At 38.4% G+C, this 16887-nt stretch carries 12 protein-coding genes and 2 pseudogenes; 11 read left to right on the top strand and 3 right to left on the bottom strand.

What is annotated here, in order from left to right; all coding sequences use genetic code 11:
* Positions 1–178: 178 nt before the first annotated feature.
* Positions 179–922: a hypothetical protein gene (locus tag SAZ04_RS12460; RefSeq protein WP_332695560.1), complete on the bottom strand. Its 744-nt coding sequence runs from the start codon at positions 920–922 to the stop codon at positions 179–181.
* A gap of 351 nt (positions 923–1273) precedes the next feature.
* Here SAZ04_RS12460 and SAZ04_RS12455 point away from each other — a divergent pair.
* Positions 1274–1366: pseudogene (locus SAZ04_RS12455) on the top strand (tautomerase family protein); the annotation flags it as partial.
* A gap of 161 nt (positions 1367–1527) precedes the next feature.
* Positions 1528–1953, top strand: a pseudogene (locus SAZ04_RS12450) (DJ-1/PfpI family protein); the annotation flags it as partial.
* A 110-nt stretch (positions 1954–2063) separates the two neighbouring features.
* Here the strand turns inward: SAZ04_RS12450 and SAZ04_RS12445 are convergent.
* Entirely contained in the window at positions 2064–4094 is a 2031-nt protein-coding gene (locus SAZ04_RS12445; RefSeq protein WP_332695558.1) for a sigma 54-interacting transcriptional regulator, read from the bottom strand.
* Positions 4095–4385: 291 nt separating this feature from the next.
* Here SAZ04_RS12445 and SAZ04_RS12440 point away from each other — a divergent pair, with 291 nt between their 5' ends.
* Positions 4386–4637, top strand: coding sequence for a biotin/lipoyl attachment domain-containing protein (locus SAZ04_RS12440; protein WP_332695556.1), 252 nt, complete (start codon positions 4386–4388; stop codon positions 4635–4637).
* Positions 4638–4686: 49 nt separating this feature from the next.
* Positions 4687–5904, top strand: coding sequence for a M20 metallopeptidase family protein (locus SAZ04_RS12435; protein WP_332695554.1), 1218 nt, complete (start codon positions 4687–4689; stop codon positions 5902–5904).
* 126 nt (positions 5905–6030) lie between these two features.
* Here SAZ04_RS12435 and SAZ04_RS12430 read toward each other — a convergent pair whose 3' ends face one another.
* Positions 6031–8268, bottom strand: coding sequence for a helix-turn-helix domain-containing protein (locus tag SAZ04_RS12430; protein WP_332695552.1), 2238 nt, complete (start codon positions 8266–8268; stop codon positions 6031–6033).
* A 691-nt stretch (positions 8269–8959) separates the two neighbouring features.
* Between SAZ04_RS12430 and SAZ04_RS12425 the strand changes: the two genes are divergently transcribed.
* The 7 genes from SAZ04_RS12425 to SAZ04_RS12395 all read left to right on the top strand — a co-directional run bounded on the left by SAZ04_RS12425 (position 8960) and on the right by SAZ04_RS12395 (position 16813).
* Complete coding sequence (locus tag SAZ04_RS12425) at positions 8960–10543, top strand: ABC transporter substrate-binding protein (protein WP_332695550.1); 1584 nt, start codon at positions 8960–8962, stop codon at positions 10541–10543.
* A gap of 138 nt (positions 10544–10681) precedes the next feature.
* Positions 10682–11596, top strand: coding sequence for an ABC transporter permease (locus SAZ04_RS12420; protein ID WP_332695548.1), 915 nt, complete (start codon positions 10682–10684; stop codon positions 11594–11596).
* 14 nt (positions 11597–11610) lie between these two features.
* On the top strand, positions 11611–12495 hold the full coding sequence (locus SAZ04_RS12415) for an ABC transporter permease (RefSeq protein WP_332695546.1): 885 nt from the start codon (positions 11611–11613) through the stop codon (positions 12493–12495).
* A 69-nt stretch (positions 12496–12564) separates the two neighbouring features.
* Complete coding sequence (locus tag SAZ04_RS12410) at positions 12565–13557, top strand: ABC transporter ATP-binding protein (RefSeq protein WP_332695544.1); 993 nt, start codon at positions 12565–12567, stop codon at positions 13555–13557.
* 12 nt (positions 13558–13569) lie between these two features.
* The gene (locus SAZ04_RS12405) at positions 13570–14616 is read left to right on the top strand and encodes an ABC transporter ATP-binding protein (protein ID WP_332695542.1); all 1047 of its coding nucleotides are present in this window, start codon (positions 13570–13572) and stop codon (positions 14614–14616) included.
* Positions 14616–15293: a hypothetical protein gene (locus tag SAZ04_RS12400; protein WP_332695540.1), complete on the top strand. Its 678-nt coding sequence runs from the start codon at positions 14616–14618 to the stop codon at positions 15291–15293. The genes SAZ04_RS12405 and SAZ04_RS12400 overlap by 1 nt, the downstream gene beginning before the upstream one ends.
* 23 nt (positions 15294–15316) lie before the next feature.
* Positions 15317–16813: a gamma-glutamyltransferase gene (locus SAZ04_RS12395; protein WP_332695538.1), complete on the top strand. Its 1497-nt coding sequence runs from the start codon at positions 15317–15319 to the stop codon at positions 16811–16813.
* Positions 16814–16887 lie beyond the last annotated feature (74 nt).

Here is a 16887-nt window from a genome sequence, read left to right as displayed (position 1 = left end):
TGTCCCTCCTGATGTACTGTGAAAACTGAAGGCCTACTGAGTGGAGTGTGGATTGCTATGCTGAAGCTTGGTGGTTTTTTTGTTGTTGAGAGAGTGAGAGAGGAGGTTGGGAATCATAGGAGGCGGTTGATGGTGTGAAGAAAAAAAACGCCAACCTTGGTCAACGTTTTCTTTCCATTTACCATCTAGAGACTACTGTACCAGTGTAAATTGGTTGATGTTTACTATCGTATGCTGCTTTTGAAGCCCATATCGTATTTTTTACATTTAAACCATTGGAGTTGTACCAAGTTTCCACTATATAATACTGACCTACTGCTGCAGGAGGGAATCCTGATATAACTCCTATTCCTTTAAGACCATAGTATGTAGTATATCCAGCATACGCTGTCTTTGTTACGAAACCTAATGCATTATTTTTCATAAATTTAACTCCAACGCCAATACCACCAACAACAAAATATTCAGCTAAGGCATCAGCTTTTGTAACAGTATGTGGTTTTACCACCTTTGTTGTTGGGTAGTTAAATACTGATTTCACATTTTTCTTTTCACTATACCCACCAGAAAGTTTCACAACCACATTTTGACTACCAATTATATTAATACTTGGTTTCGGTATACTCATAGTATAAGAACCTGCTGTTTTGTTAACAGCCTTGCAATAATTATAAGAGCTTGACAATCGATAAGTACTAGGCCATTCATAGCCTATACAAAGACCAATAGCTGAAGGTATAGTTTTCTTAACCGTATATTTTACGCTAATGGTTTGATTAGTAGCATTTTTAGTAACGCTATTCACGCTGATATAAGAATCTATTACAGCAGTACTAGCTTCAGCTTCGGAACCTGGAACTGAAAATGAAATTGATGAAATAATAAGTAAAGCAATTAAAAACCTAATTGTGTGTTTTCTCACGTTTACAATCTCTCCTTTTTTTACCAATATTATTCTATATTTTCTTTTTAATCAATACTTTTTTAGAAGGGTGTATTTGATGAATACTATAAAAATTGGAAATTTATTATTTTTTTAGGTGTTTGGTTGGATTAGTTTATCCACTCGGATATACAGATTCTATTTATCTAAAATATTCATTTTATATAGGTATAATCGGTTGGTTCTGGTACAGCTCAAATAAGAAATTAGAAGCAGCGGCTGATAGTAAAAACGATAGTAAAGCGAGTTAACTAGATGATCAGGTGAAAGCGATTACCTGTAGTGGAAGAATAAACGGTAAGTAATTATGATAAAGTGGAGGGGAAATACATGCCTTTAATACGATTTGATTTAATAGAAGGTAGAGATGAACAATCTGTAAGAATGTTATTAGATGCTGCCCATCAAGCGATGGTTCAAGCTTTGGCAGAAGGATATGAGGGTTTGAGAATGCGTGCCTGACACTACCCGAGAATTGACAGATTTTGTCGAAGTTAAACAATCCCCTGCTCCTCTGACGAAGGTAAGCGGGGTTACTATTTAAGTCAGGAAAATACAAAAAGAAGCCTACTACTCGCAAGGTCGCAGTTATCATTGGCAGTGATTTTAATGGAACAGAAGTCAAACCAGTTTTAGATGAGTTAAAAGCAGTAGGTATTCAGCCTGAGTTTTTAAGTGAGAAGTTAGGAGTGGTAAAGAGCACTGATGGAACAGAATTGAAAGTTGATCATACGTTTCTAACAGCAGACTCTGTTTTGTTTGATGCTGTTTATATTGTTAGTGGTAGTAAGGAAAACAAAACTTTTCACAAGCAAGCTACCTACTTTATCGAAGAAGCATTTTCTCATTACAAACCAATAGGTGCTACCCAAGAAGGAAAGTCGCTACTTGTAGACAATATGGATAGCAGTCCAGGGGTTGTTGTTTACGGTGGTGAGAAAAAGGAATTCACTAAGAAGCTTATCCAGGCAATTGCGGCCCATCGACACGAGGATCGCGAAGTTGTTTAGGGGACAGTAGGGACAGGTTCACTGTCCCACTTCGCTAAAAGATGTTCCCCAGTACAGTGATGTGTTAACGTGGTGGGGGATAACAATGTAATTAATTGCTAATGATATACCTAATTCCGCGTTTTTAGAAACGTTTTGATTCCATTTTGCGTTATCGTTGTCCCTCCTCGTCCTTGGGTTATTTCAACTAAGCCGCGTTCTTTCATTGATGTTAGGTAGCTTCTCAGTTGCTGCTCAGAAAGAAATGTGTCTCTTTTGAAAGCAACCTCAGCGATTCGTTTACGCCCGACTCTTTTTTTTGCTAGAAAAGATTGATAGAGAATATCTAATAGTAACATTTCCGTACATGTAAGATCTTGCTCTATTGTCTGATAGGCAGAAGCGTTATCTACTTGAGCTACGTTGGTTTCTTTAAAAATTGGCAAATCAATCGGTTCTACAATGCGTTTTCCGTAATTTAGTAAGTAATTTGCACAATTTTCTAATTCGCGGATATTCCCAGGCCAAGGATAATGCTCAATATAATGACGAGCTTCCTCCGTCAAAATGATGTCGTGATCTTGAATGAAATATGAAAATAATGGGAGGATATCTTCTGTTCTTTCCCGGAGTGGAGGAATACTTAAAGGCAATACATTTAACCTATAATATAGATCTTCTCTAAATTTCCCTTGTGCAACTTCTGATTTTAGATCACGATTCGTTGCAGCGATAATCCGAATGTCAACAGGGATGATAGAGTCTCCGCCAACTCTCATCACTTCTTTTTCTTGAAGAACACGTAAAAGCCTAGCTTGTAAAACCTTAGGCATCTCGCCTATCTCATCTAGAAAAACAGTTCCTAAATGACCGTGTTCAAATAGCCCAGGTTTCCCCCCTTTTCTGGCCCCTGTAAAGGCACCTTCTACATAACCAAACAGCTCACTTTCTAACAATTGTTCAGGTAATGCGGCACAATTAAAGGCAACAAAGGCATACTGACTTCTTGGAGAGTGGTTATGAATCGCTTGTGCAAATAATTCCTTTCCTGTCCCACTTTCTCCATTAATTAAAATAGATGCATCGGATGTAGCCATTCGTTGGGCGATTTTTTTCTGCTTCTTAATGGGGGCAGACTCTCCAATAATATGAAAGAAGTGGTATTTAGGGACAAAGCCTTTGCCTAGCAACTGGGAACGAAGTCGGTGTTGGCGCTTTTCTGTTTCTTGATAAGGCACTAGTCTTGCCACGGCTCCGGTTATTACATTTCCCATTTTTAATGAGTTAATGGTTACGACGATGGATGTTTGCCCGAAATTCATTAGTTCTTCTACATTTTCCATTTCTCCGGAAAGTACTTTCGAAAATTTAAGATCAGGAAAGACGGTTTCGTAGCACTGCCCAATTACAGTTGATGGTTTTTTATGAACTAGGTTTGCAGCTGTGTCATTAAAAATAGTCACCATACCGAAAGAGTCTATGGCAATAATGCCATTTGGGATTATTTGTAAGAATAAATCAAGCTGTGAAGCGAGTTGATCCTTTTTATCAAGAATGTTATCTAAACCGTAGCTAATTGGAACAATGTTAGCAAAATGGAGTTTTACTTTCTCCTCTAACATAGGATGGTTACTATCCATTTTGGCTAATATATCCATGTATGTACTTAAATCTAAAATGCGACTTCCAATATCTATTTTCTCTACATCAATTGCCGTTTCTAGTTGTTCACCTGGTGTGATAACTAGATCGACATTAGGTAAGGGATTCATATCTTTATGGGCAGGAATAAGGTTGATTTGGCGTATACCTAATTGGTAAATGGTTGAAATCGTTTCTATGGCCATTTCAAGGGTGACGTTATATAAAATCGCATTCGTCCCTTTCTGTAGGTTCTTAATCTTTTTCATTCCTTGTTCACTCAATGTTCTTCTAGCAATAATAACAGCGGCATTTCCATTTTTAATATAACGACGAGCTTGTTCAAATACTTTGTAATTAGAAATGAGAATTACGTCTCCGTCAATGCCCTCATAAATAGTCTCATCTTCAAAACAATATTGCTTAATCTTTACATTATCTTGAAACATACCTGTGATTTCCTTCTCAAATGCCACCAATGTGTTTTTATGCAATGAAACGATTGTTAGAAATTTTGGCATTTCGCTTAGCACCCTTCCATCTCAATTGGTTAAATGTGTTATTTGATTAACCAATTAAACCGGTTTTTTTAGATCGCTTACAGTACAAAGTACCATATAAGAGATATTATTTAAAGATTCTAACTAGTTAAACGCCATATTTTTACCGGTTACGAGGGATTTTCGGTGAAAAAGATAACAAATTTTCTAACGTTCTCAAACTTGGCATTAAATTTGCAAATGTATTTGTAGAAAGGAAACTAATTTGAAGAGTTACACGAAGGTGTAGCTATAAGAAAGGGGTAACGTGTGTTGAATGTAAGTGAAAATATACGAAGTGCCGTTTCTGGAAAAGTCGTTAGTGTATTGTGCAAGGAACGTACGTATGTGTATGAATGGGAGCCATTAATTGAAATAGTAACAAGTGATGGGTTAGTAGAGAAAATAGCAAGTGAGGTTGGCGGTACGGTTACAACGCTATTCGTATTACCCGGAACAATCGTTAAAAATGGAACAAATGTAGCTTGTATCGACGTAAGTCTAGTTGGAATTGCTGCAGATTAATAGATAACTTTAGTCAATAGATTGAGAAGGTAAAAAGGAGAGAGTACTTGTGGATGATTTGTTAATGAGAGCGAAAGCATTTAACCCGAAAATGATTGAATGGCGGAGGAAGCTTCACCAAAATCCGGAACTAGGCTTTGAAGAATATCAAACATCAAGATTTATAAGGGAACAATTAGACAGATTAAAAGTTAATGAAATTAAACATATTGCCGGTACGGGAATATCTGCTTTAATAAAAGGGAAATCGCAAGGTCCGACGGTTATGCTAAGAGCAGATATGGATGCACTTCCGATCCAAGATGAGAAAGAAGTACCTTATAGGTCAAAAGTGAAAAATAAAGCTCATTTATGTGGACATGATGCCCATGTAACCATGATGCTCGGAGTAGTCAAACTTTTATCAGAAGTGGAGATTGAGACGGGAAATATCCAAATTATTTTTCAGCCGGCGGAGGAAGGCTTAGCGGGTGCTAAAAAGATGATTGATGAGAATGTATTAGATTTTTACGATGTAAAAGCTGCTGCGGCATTACACGTTCAACCGACGTTACCGACTGGGTTTGTAACAGTTAGTCCGAAAGTGAGTACGGCTAATTCCGATCGATTTGTCTTAAAAATAATCGGGAAAGGGGGGCACGCTGCACATCCTCATCAAACCATTGACTCCATTGCAGTTACGGCACAAGTGATCTCGTCGATCCAGAATATTGTCAGTAGGAAAGTAAATCCTTTGGACAGTGCCGTTATCACAATAGGAACAATACAAGGAGGGTTTGCTAGAAATATAATAGCTCCTAGCGTAACGTTAGAGGGGACGGTTCGTACATTAGAGAAAGATGTAAAGCTACTGGTACGAAATGAGTTAGAAAGAGTCGTTTCTGGCGTGTGCCTAGCATTTGATGCAGCCTATGAATTTGATTATGAAGATGGGTATCCATCTGTTAGAAATGACTCAGAATTAGTCTCTTTATTTGAAAAAACGACAGAAAGAGTTTTGGGTAAGAACAAACTAACATTTAATTCCCCATCCATGGGCGGAGAAGATTTTTCTTATTATACAGAGAAAGTACCGAGTCTATTTTTTAGGCTAGGAGTTCAAAATGAAGAAAAAGGGGTAAGTTACCCCCATCATCATCCTTTGTTTGATATTGATGAAGAAGCAATGCCCTACGGAACTGCTTTGCTAGCTCAATTTGCCTTAGATTTCTTAAAGCACCATCAAGTGAATACCACAAATCAGTATATGTATAGTGAAGTAAAGTAAACCAAAACTCGCATAGAGGTGTCCCAAAGGTCTGATTTTGACCTTTGGGACACCTCTTTTTATCATGGTATTTTTCCTATAGATGTGCCATGATCTAAAACATTTGACCCTGGCTTCATACCAAAGTTATTTATGTTTTAATCTATAATTGGCAGGGGTAGTATTCGTTATCTTTTTGAATGCTCTACTGAAAGTCCTTTCTGTATACCCGACGTGAATAGCGACTTCTGACACGGATAGATTTGTCTCTATTAACATTTGTTTTGCGACTTGAATCTTTAATTCGGTTACATACTGCACAAAACTTTTGCCGGTAGATTGCTTGAAACGCCTACTCAAATAACTCGCATTAAGATCAAAATGGTCTGAAACAGAAGTTAACGTGTGAGCCTCTGTTACATTGTCTTGTAAGTAATCCATTACTTTTTGTATCTTTTGTCCACTTCGATTTTCATTCAATTGCTCCGCTTTCTCCATGAATTCTAAAAGAATTTCCGATTTGAACCACTTTTTTAAGGTCCTTAGTGAGTTCTTCTGATGCAAGACTGCATAAAATTTGTTCAAGGTAAAATTGTCAACCGCATTGTGTTCGTCCAAGGCTCTGTAGAGAGAGGTGTATAACATACTAAAAGCATGGTATATACTCTCTGGAGTACAATTTTGATCTTTAAGATGATCGACAAATTGGTCAAAATGATCCATATAGGCTTGGTCATGATCATTCTTTAATGCTTTTATGATCTTATCTTCTATGGAATATGGGTATTGCAAAGCATCCGTGTAGCGCAATTCTTCAAAACTAATAATTCGATTGTTTCCTTTTATCAGCTTAAATTGTAAGGCTTCCAACGCTTCTAAATATGAACACCTTAGGTCTGCAAATCTTTCTTGTAACGTACCAATACCTATAGAGATTTGAAGCTGAAGTTCATTTTGAACGGATTGTTGAATCCTTTCGGCTAAATTCAGAATCGTATCATGTTTAACCGGATCAATTAAAAGCTTTTTAAAAGGGAGGATCAGTGCAAATTGTTGCTCTTTGATAGGGACACAGATGACTTTGATGTCATACTGTTTACTAGCATCTCGACAAACTCTTTTCATGTCCATAATAAATTGATTCCCTTTTTGTTCATTGCCCTTTGACTTTTCAACTTCAACAACAAGGATAACTGGAAACGTATTTTGCAGATGGGTAAATAAGGTAGATGCACTAGGGTTACGGAACAAATCGTTGGAACCTAAGAGAGATTTCACTAAGAACGCATCTAATAATTGCTCTTGATTATCTTGAACCTTTGTTGATAGCTCTGTTATTTTTTTCTTTTCTTTCTGTTGAACAGAATCAATAAGATCCCATTCATGAAATAAAAGTGAATCAGTCGGTTTATTTATATCCGCAAGCCTTCTGTGTAGCGGAGAGTATAAATAAGCTGTGATGATGAATGCCGTTATTAGGGATAAGACCAGTCCTATTCCTGTAGCAGATAACATAGTAAAACCTAGGCTATTGCTGGAATGAAGTTTTGATTCTGGAATCTCATAGATGATTACCCAATCATTCTGGCTTATTCTTCCATAGAATAGCAGCTTATCTTCCGTAGGATGTTCATAGTAACCAACTTCTGATCCTGTAAGAATACGTGAAGTAAATTCAGATGGTAACTCTGAAGCTCCCCCCACTTTCTCCTTATCTTTATGTAACATAATCCGTTCGTTTCGTCTCATAACATAATAATTGCCAACGTCTGAGAGAGAAGCGTTATCAAGAATCGTTCGTAGCATTGTTTCGTGAACGTGTATTGAAAAATACCCCTGAGGAAAATTTGAGCCGACAGGGAGAGGTTGAAAAAAAGAAATGACATTCGTGTTTGTGCTTGGGCTGTTGAAGTTCCAATAAGGTTTACGGATAGCTTGAACAGTTTGATATAATTCCTTCCTTTGAGTGGAAAGGTTGTTAAATGAGGTAGCACCATTGATACTCGATATTACTATTTGAGATGCAGGTAAATACAAATCGGCACTATAGACATTCTTTAGTATCAAAGAAGTATTAATTAATTTTTGGTTCAAGGGAACGATCTTCTCATAGTCATTTTCAAGTTGTTTATTATATAGAGCTTGTATGACGTCTCTGTTTACAATCGTCTCCGAAATTCCGCTTTGAATAAAGTCCAACTCATTTTCTATTCGTTCTTTCAGTTGTCCAACTACTTCAAGATTGGACTCAATTAATTCTCTTTCTAAATGAGCATCGCTAATGAAATAGAGTGCTAATGATATACACAACATTAAGGTAGAGATACTGGTGCTAACTATTAATAAAATCTTTAGGAAATACTTCCCTCTAAAAAACTGGATCATATATGCCCCTTCTCACATTTCATATTGCTTTTGCTCGATTTATAAAATACATAAAATGAATTCTGAATATTGTATTTTTTAATTTTACTACAATCCTACTCATACCACAAATGTCGCTGTAACTTACATTAGGAGTAGACAAGGAAGACTCACTACTTAATGATAATTGTGTCGGCTAAACCTGTTATTATGCTGAACCGCCATTATTTTACTTGTTCATTAAAGTGGTAAAAATGTGTCCTACCTATTGCTTGATGCCAGTAGTTACGGGGAGTTTATAGTTATTTGTTTTTCAGTTCTATATTTTTGACAGTTGTATGACAATTCAGAATTTTATTATGATTGATTTACAAACCGATGCGTTTGACACAACAAAATAGGTAGCATTTTCATTGGGAATTAGACTTCATTAAAATGATATTCTCACGTTTGCAGTCATTTTTTTATTGCATTGTTTTATGAAGTCTTAGGGGGAAGTCCCATTTGATCCCTACTACCTATTTAAAAACAAATGGCTAAAAAGGAGGTTGTTCCGATTTCACTTTTTCTTAATCTGCTGTGTGGCCAAGAGCGGGGAAAGAGATATAATTATCCTTAATTGTTTTGCTATTTACTACTGCCTTTTGTTCTGTGATGAGTCAAAGGGTTCACGAATTGGAGAAATAGGATAATAGAAAAGGGGCGAAGAAATATGAAGAATCGACTAAAAGTAATTGGTCTGTTGCTTGCTTTTATGTTTGTACTAGCTGCTTGCTCAAATTCAGAAAACACAAGTCAAAATGCGGAAGAACCTACTTTAGATGAGAACGAATCTACTATTGAAGAATCGACAAACGATGGAGAGTTAACCATTGCCATTCCATCAGATATCGCATCATTTGATATTCACGACCATAATCAAATACACACGGAATCCGTGCATATTAATGTTTTTAGTTACTTACTAAAAAGACAAACAAACATGGAGATTGAACCTGATTTATTGGACAGTTATGAAGCAGTAGACGATGTTACTTGGTCTATGACTCTAAAAGAGGGCGTGACATTCCATAATGGTGATCCATTAACAGCTGAGGATGTCAAATTTACCTTAGATAGAGTGGCAAAAGATGAAACCTTGCAAGAACATAGTAATTTAAAAGTTATCGAAGAGGTAAAGGTACTGAATGATTACGAGTTTGAGATTATAACAGACGGTCCACAACCAACGTTGCTCAACTTACTTTCTCGTATTGGGTCAGGGATCTTGCCTAAAGACTACATTGAAGAACATGGATGGGATCACTTCTTAAATGAACCGATCGGAACAGGTCCTCTAAAATTTGTTGAGTGGGTAAGGGATGACCGAGTCGTGCTTGAACCTTATGAGAACTATTTTGAAGGGGGAATTCAGAACATAGATCAAGTGGTATTTCGTGTGATCCCAGAAACGTCTACTAGAATTAATGAATTGTTAACAGGTGGAGTCGACATTATTACAGATATAACACCAGATGATATGGAACGAATTAACGCTCAAGATGGCGTATCGGCCGTATCAGCACCGTCACAAAGAGTCGGTTTTCTTGGGATTCATCATGGGGATGACCACCCAACATCTGACCCAAGAGTACGTGAAGCCATTGAACTCGCAATAGATAGTGAAGCGATTACTCAACAAATTTTGTTAGGGGAAGGAACGCCTACACGAACGAGAATTACCCCGGGCAATTTTGGAGCCCATCCAAATCTATTTAACAGCAATTTGTACGACATAGAAAAATCGAAACAATTATTAGCAGAAGCAGGTTATGCAGATGGATTAGAACTTACGTTGACTTCTCCGGATAATCAATATCTGAAATCAAATGAAATTAATGAAGTAATTGCTGCCATGTTAAGTCAGGTGGGGATTAATGTGAATCTTCAGTTTGAGGAATGGAGCAGGTTCTTAGAATTAAGAAATAACGGTGAATACGGTGATATGTATTTTGCTGCATACGGAAACTCCATTTTTGATTCTTCGATCGGACTGCAGGAATTTGCTACAGATACGGCATGGGATCGAGCTAGTTATGCAAATGATGAAATCGTTGAGCTTTGGGAAACAGCCCTAACGAATATGAATTTCGAAGAACGAGAGCAACAGTACCAAAAAATACAGGAAATCGTAGCGGAAGAACGTCCAAAGATTTATTTATATTTGCAAAATGAGGTGTATGGTGTAAATGATCACGTGATCTTTACTCCGAGAACCGATAGCATGCTCGTTATTAAGGATATGGTTATTCAATAATCGCTTCATTTAAGTAATGTGTATGTCCAGTTGATGACGTGAAAGGGACATAAGAGGTAAGGATCTAGCAAAATCGTTGGTGGTCCTTCCTCTTAGGTTTCTCTTCGACGCATCTGTTGGGGAGGAGGAGACAAGTACGTGACCTATTTTCTGAAAAAAATAGCACAAATTGTACCAGTTTTATTGATTATTTCGTTTGTTGTTTTTGTTTTTGTTAATGTATCAGGTGATCCAGTTGTTCTTATGTTGCCGGAAAATGCTAGCAATGAAGAGATTCAAGCCATGCAAGAGGCGATGGGGCTCAATAAGCCGGTCATCGTCCAATACGGTATTTTTTTATTAAATGTTATACAGGGCGAATTCGGTCAGTCTTTTATTTATAAGCAAGAAGCGTTACCCATTGTGTTGGAAAGGTTACCGGCAACGTTTGAATTGATGACAGCGGCGATCATTATATCCATTATCATAGCGATTCCGCTAGGTGTTCTTTCAGCCATCAAAAAGAATTCTGCTTTAGATCTTTTTATTAGTGGTTCATCGGTTCTAGGAAAAGCAATGCCTAATTTTTGGCTGGGATTAATGCTAGTCTTGCTGTTTTCAGTATATTTTCAACTATTCCCTGTATCGGGAAGGGGCTCGTTAGCGCATTTAATATTGCCAGCAATTACGACAGGCACAGCCATGGCTGCCGAAATCACTCGAATGTTACGTTCAAAAATGTTAGATGTTCTACATCAAGATTATATGAGAACAGCCAGAAGTAAGGGATTAAGTCGCTTTAGCGTCATTTATCGGCACGGGTTACGTAACTCGCTACTTCCTGTCATTACATTGATAGCCATCAATGTATCGACTTTGGTTGGGGGTGCTTTAGTAACCGAAGTTGTTTTTGCCTGGCCGGGAATAGGTCAATTGGTTATCTCTGCTGTACATGCTAGAGATATGGCCGTCGTTCAAGCGTGTATGTTTGTCATTGCCCTTTTAGTAATCGGGGCTAATTTAATTGCAGATCTATTATATCGTGTGGTGGATCCTCGAATTACGTATAAATAAGGAGAAGATGCTTCATGTTGCCGAAAGATAGGAATAAGTCAACGTTGATGAAATGGTGGAAACTGCTTTTGGCCAGCAAAACCGGCAGCTTTGGCATAGGAATTGTTTTGTTGGTTGCTTTGACAGCTCTCTTTGCTCCTGCCTTAGCACCTCATGATGCAAGCGAAGTGAATCTCGCTGCTGCATCGCTTCCTCCAGTGTGGCTCGATGGTGGTCAGTCAGAACATTTCCTAGGAACAGACCGCTTAGGAAGAGATCTCTTAAGTAGAATCATTTACGGAAGTCAAATATCTTTGCTAGTTGGGATAAGCTCCGTTTTAGTAGCTGGGTTCATAGGCATACCTATTGGTTTGATCTCAGGCTATTATGGGGGCTGGATCGACAGTGTCTTTATGCGAATTGTTGATGCGAATATTGCTATTCCAGTTATCCTCATCGCTCTGTTTATATTAGGTTTTTTTAATCCAAGCTTGTTTATGTTTATCTTAGTTGTTGGGATAGCTACTTGGTACACCTATGCTCGGGTTGTACGGAGCGAAGTTTTAAGCCTGAAAGAACGAGAGTACGTCAAAGCTGCCAAATCCATTGGTGTAAAAGATTATATGATTTTTTTAAGGCATTTGCTTCCTAACGTCACATCTTCGATCATTGTGATTTCAACCCTTAGTGTTGCGACGACCATTATGGTTGAATCCTCGCTTAGTTTTCTAGGGTTGGGTCCTTCTGCTATAACATGGGGTGCTCTTTTGAGTGATGGAAGAGAGTACTTAGCAACAAGCTGGTGGATTGCGACATTTCCTGGTATTGCAATCACAATTACGGTATTAGGAATTATTTTATTAGGTGATTGGTTGCGTGATGTGTTGGATCCACAGTCTCAAGGTTCCGCAAGGTCGTAACGTGAACATGCAATTGGGGCTAGAAAGGACAACGCGGATATAGGCAATAAAAACGTGGGAGGGGAGACGATGAACGAAAAGGCAATCTTACAAGTGAACCAGCTAAAGACACACTTTTTAACGATACATGGAACGGTTCCATCAGTAGATGACGTATCATTTACGGTTCAAAAAGGAGAGAAAGTAGCGATCGTAGGAGAATCTGGGTCAGGGAAAAGTGTGACCTCGTTATCCATCATGAGATTATTAAGTGAGGCTGGGAAAATTGTTCATGGAAGCATTCATTTTGAAGGACTCAATCTAGTAGAGGCATCTGAGAAGGAGATGCAGAGAATTAGAGGCAATGAGATTTCAATGATTTTTCAGGAGCCGCTTTCTTCGCTAAATCCAGTGATGACGATTGGAAAGCAAATTACGGAAAGTATATTGATGCATCAAAAAATTGGGAAAGCGAAGGCGAAACAACAGACGATCGAATTATTAACCAAAGTGGGAATACCAAGGGCGGAAAACGTATTTTCTTCTTATCCACATCTATTAAGTGGTGGGATGCGTCAAAGAGTCATGATTGCGATGGCTCTTAGTTGTCAACCGAAGCTCCTTATTGCAGATGAACCTACGACAGCACTCGATGTTACGATCCAAAAACAGATTTTAAATATAGTAAGAGAGCTATCAGAACGTGATGGGGTTGCTATTTTATTCATCACACATGATTTAGGTGTTGTAGCTGAAATAGCAGATCGAGTCATTGTGATGTATGCAGGTCAGGTAGTCGAACAGGGCGATATATTTACCCTTTTTGACCGTGCGCTACACCCTTATACAAAAGCCTTATTAAACAGCACGCCGAAATTAGATTTTACCCAAGAGGAATTAATGCCAATTGAAGGGACTGTTCCCCCTCCAACAGCGATGCCGACGGGATGTAGATTTTTTGATCGATGCAAGTATGCAGCCGAAGATTGTAAGAAAGAACCAGAACTAGTAGAGGTGTCACAAGGCCATCAGGTGAGGTGTTGGTTGATCAATAAAGAAAACGCTAAGACCGTTCACGTTTAGGAGGATTATACTATGGAATTCAATCAAGATGTTTTGCTACAAGTGAAAGGATTAAAAAAGCATTTTGATGTTTCTGAGGGGAAGCTCCCCTTTAAAAAAAAATATTTGAAAGCTGTTGATGGTGTTGATTTTGATCTTCATAAAGGAGAAATCCTCGGGATTGTAGGGGAATCAGGGTGCGGAAAGTCAACGCTAGGACAATTAATTATACAATTGCTAGATCCGACAGAAGGTGTAATTTCTTTTGAGGGAATGGACCTATCACGGTTATCTGCAAAAAGATTACGAGAAAAACGTAAGGATATTCAGATGATTTTCCAGGATCCCTATTCTTCTTTAAATCCGAGGATGAACGTGTTTGATATTGTTGCTGAGCCACTGAGAACACACAAAATAGCATCAGGTGCAGAACTAAAGAAACAAGTGTTTGACATGCTCGAAGTTGTCGGTCTAAACGCAGAAAGTGCGAGTAGATATCCACATGAATTTAGTGGAGGGCAAAGGCAAAGAATTGGGATTGCTAGAGCTTTGGCATTAAGGCCGAAGTTAATTGTATGTGATGAGCCTGTTTCCGCATTGGATGTCTCGATTCAGGCTCAAATTCTTAATCTTTTATTAAAGCTACAAAAGGAATTTGATTTGACTTTGCTATTTATAGCTCATGGAATCCCGGCTGTTAAATATATCAGTAATCGAGTGGCTGTGATGTACTTAGGGAAAATAGTAGAAATAGCAGATAAAGAACAACTTCTTACGAATCCACAACATCCCTATACAGAAGCATTGTTAGCGTCTGTTCCCGTCAGCCATCCTAGTCTACGTGCGAATCAAGAACAACAGACAATGTATGGCGAAATGCCAAGTCCAGTAGATTTGCCTACGGGCTGTAGGTTTCATACTCGCTGTCCTTATGCAGATGAAGTGTGTAAAGAACATGCACCAGAGTTAACGGATGCAAATCAAAATGGGCATTCTGTGGCCTGTCATTATCCAGTTGGTTCTCAAATGACATCGGATGATTGCAAGAACATGGAGCCAACGAAAAGAAAGGAGGCTTAATGGTGATTTCAGAAGAGGAAATGTATTCGTGCTCTCGTTTTTTCGAGGAGCAATTTGCTTTGAATGACTATATAGGTCAAACCGGGGCCAGAATTCCTTTTGATGTTAAATGGGGATCTGTACCGATCTTACTATCAGCTCCCCATGCGACAAAACTAGTTAGGAACAATCAAATAAAAGAACAAGATGATTATACCGGCACAATCGGACTTCTCCTACAACGTTATACAAATTGTCATTTAATCTATACAACCCATTGCACGTCAGAAGACCCTAATTTTGTCATCGGCGGTTCGTATAAAGAACAGATAAAAAAGATAGCTACCCTTTTTGATATTCGTTATGTGATAGATCTCCATGGTGCCTCAAAGGGGAGAGCGTTCGATGTAGACCTTGGGACGCAGTACGGGGTAACGATCAATCAAAACGTAGTAGACCAATTAAGAGAAACGTTTAAAAAATATAACATCATGAATGCGTGTGAGAACTCCGCTTTTCCTGCAACACATCCGGGAACGGTTACATCCTATTGTTATCATGAACTCGGTCTACAAAGTTTACAAATGGAATTCAATAAAAAATTTAGGGATCCTAATGAAAATGTCGAGTTGTTCATTTCCATGGTGCAAGCTCTACAAGAATTTATTTGTACCATACAAGAAAATAAACTCTTGTGAGGAAGAAGAAAGGAGGGGCAGTTATGGGCTATGTTCAAAAGAAAAGAGCGGGAGTAAGCGCAGCGCATCCCCAAGCAGTGGACATTGGATTAGATATTATGAAAAAAGGGGGGAATGCAGTTGACGCATCCATTGCGATTTCTTTTGCTCTAAGTGTTCTAGAGCCATATGGTTCAGGAATTGGTGGTGGTGGCGTGATGATGATTCATTCCACTGAGGAGAAAAAGCCGAGTTTTTATGACTATAGAGAGTGTGCACCATGGGAAGGGGCTATTTCCAATCTGAAAATCGGCGTACCTGGGTTTATAAAAGGGATGGAACGAATTCATGAGGACTTAGGTACATTAAAATGGAACGAGTTGATCGAGCCAGCCATACGCCTAGCAGAAGATGGATACTCTGCTCATTCTGTACTCATCAAGCAGCTCGATATTTCTGGGCACCTTAACCGGAGTGGCTTGTCTCAATTTTACGATGATGGAGTACCTAAAGCGCTTAAAACGAGCATTAAGCAACCTCAGCTAGCGGCTACATTAACAAAAATTGCAAAGCATGGTCCCGATGTTTTTTACAGCGGTGAAATTGGAAAGGCCATTTGTGATACAGTACCAGACCTACACCCAAATGATCTGCAACGCTACACAGTGAGGAAAAGCGAGGTGCTCCAAGGTTCATATGATGATTACATTATTTATAGCGCTCCAGCCCCTTTAGCTGGCAGTATGCTCATTCAACTACTTCAAATGTCTGAAATGATGAAACTAGAACAAAGTGATAGATATAGTGCTGATTTTATTGATCAACTGGCTCAAATGTTACGTATTTGCTATACAGAACGCACCTTATGTAATGAGGACCCTGAATTCTCCGATATGGACCAACGTGACCTTCTCAGTCTACAACACTGTGAAATACTGTTAAATAAAGCTTTTGTAAAAAGTGAATTATCTAAAGAGCAAGGTGTGACGCAAACCTTTGATTACAACAATACGACAGCTTTTGTTGTAGTCGATGAGAATGGAATGATGGTTTCTACCACAAATACATTAAGTGATTTATTTGGTTCGGGAGTTTATGTGAAGGGATTTTTCTTAAATAATCAAATGCGTAATTTTAGTGAGCCATCTCTAACTCGGAATCAAGTAGAACCTGGAAAGAAACCTCAAAGCTTTATCGCTCCATCCATCCTCATCAGTGAAAAAGAAACCATTGTTATTGGTTCTTCTGGTGGGAAGAGAATACCAAATATGCTGACAAAGATATTAATTCAACATATAAAGCAAGGAGTGCCATTACAAAAAGCGACAGATGCGTTTCGATATTTTATTGACGAGGATCACATTTTTATGGAAGAAAGATTATCAGAATCAGAAGAGAGGAGTCTTCTTGAGAAAGGTTATTCCTTGAAGTATTCTCCAAATTCCATTTTTTATGGAGGCGTGCATGCCCTATCTTTGCTTCTCGACAAAATAGAGGGAAGTGCAGACCCGCGTCGTGGTGGGAAATGGGGACGTACTTAGAAGGCAGCTTGTTATGAAAAAGAACGGATGCTACTAAGCTTTCAGTGTAACCATCACGGCTTTTTATAAAGAGG

Origin of the sequence: Halalkalibacter lacteus (genome assembly GCF_036663595.1) — a bacterium.
Lineage (GTDB): Bacteria > Bacillota > Bacilli > Bacillales > Bacillaceae_D > Halalkalibacter > Halalkalibacter lacteus.
This window is presented reverse-complemented; position numbering and strand designations above follow the sequence as displayed.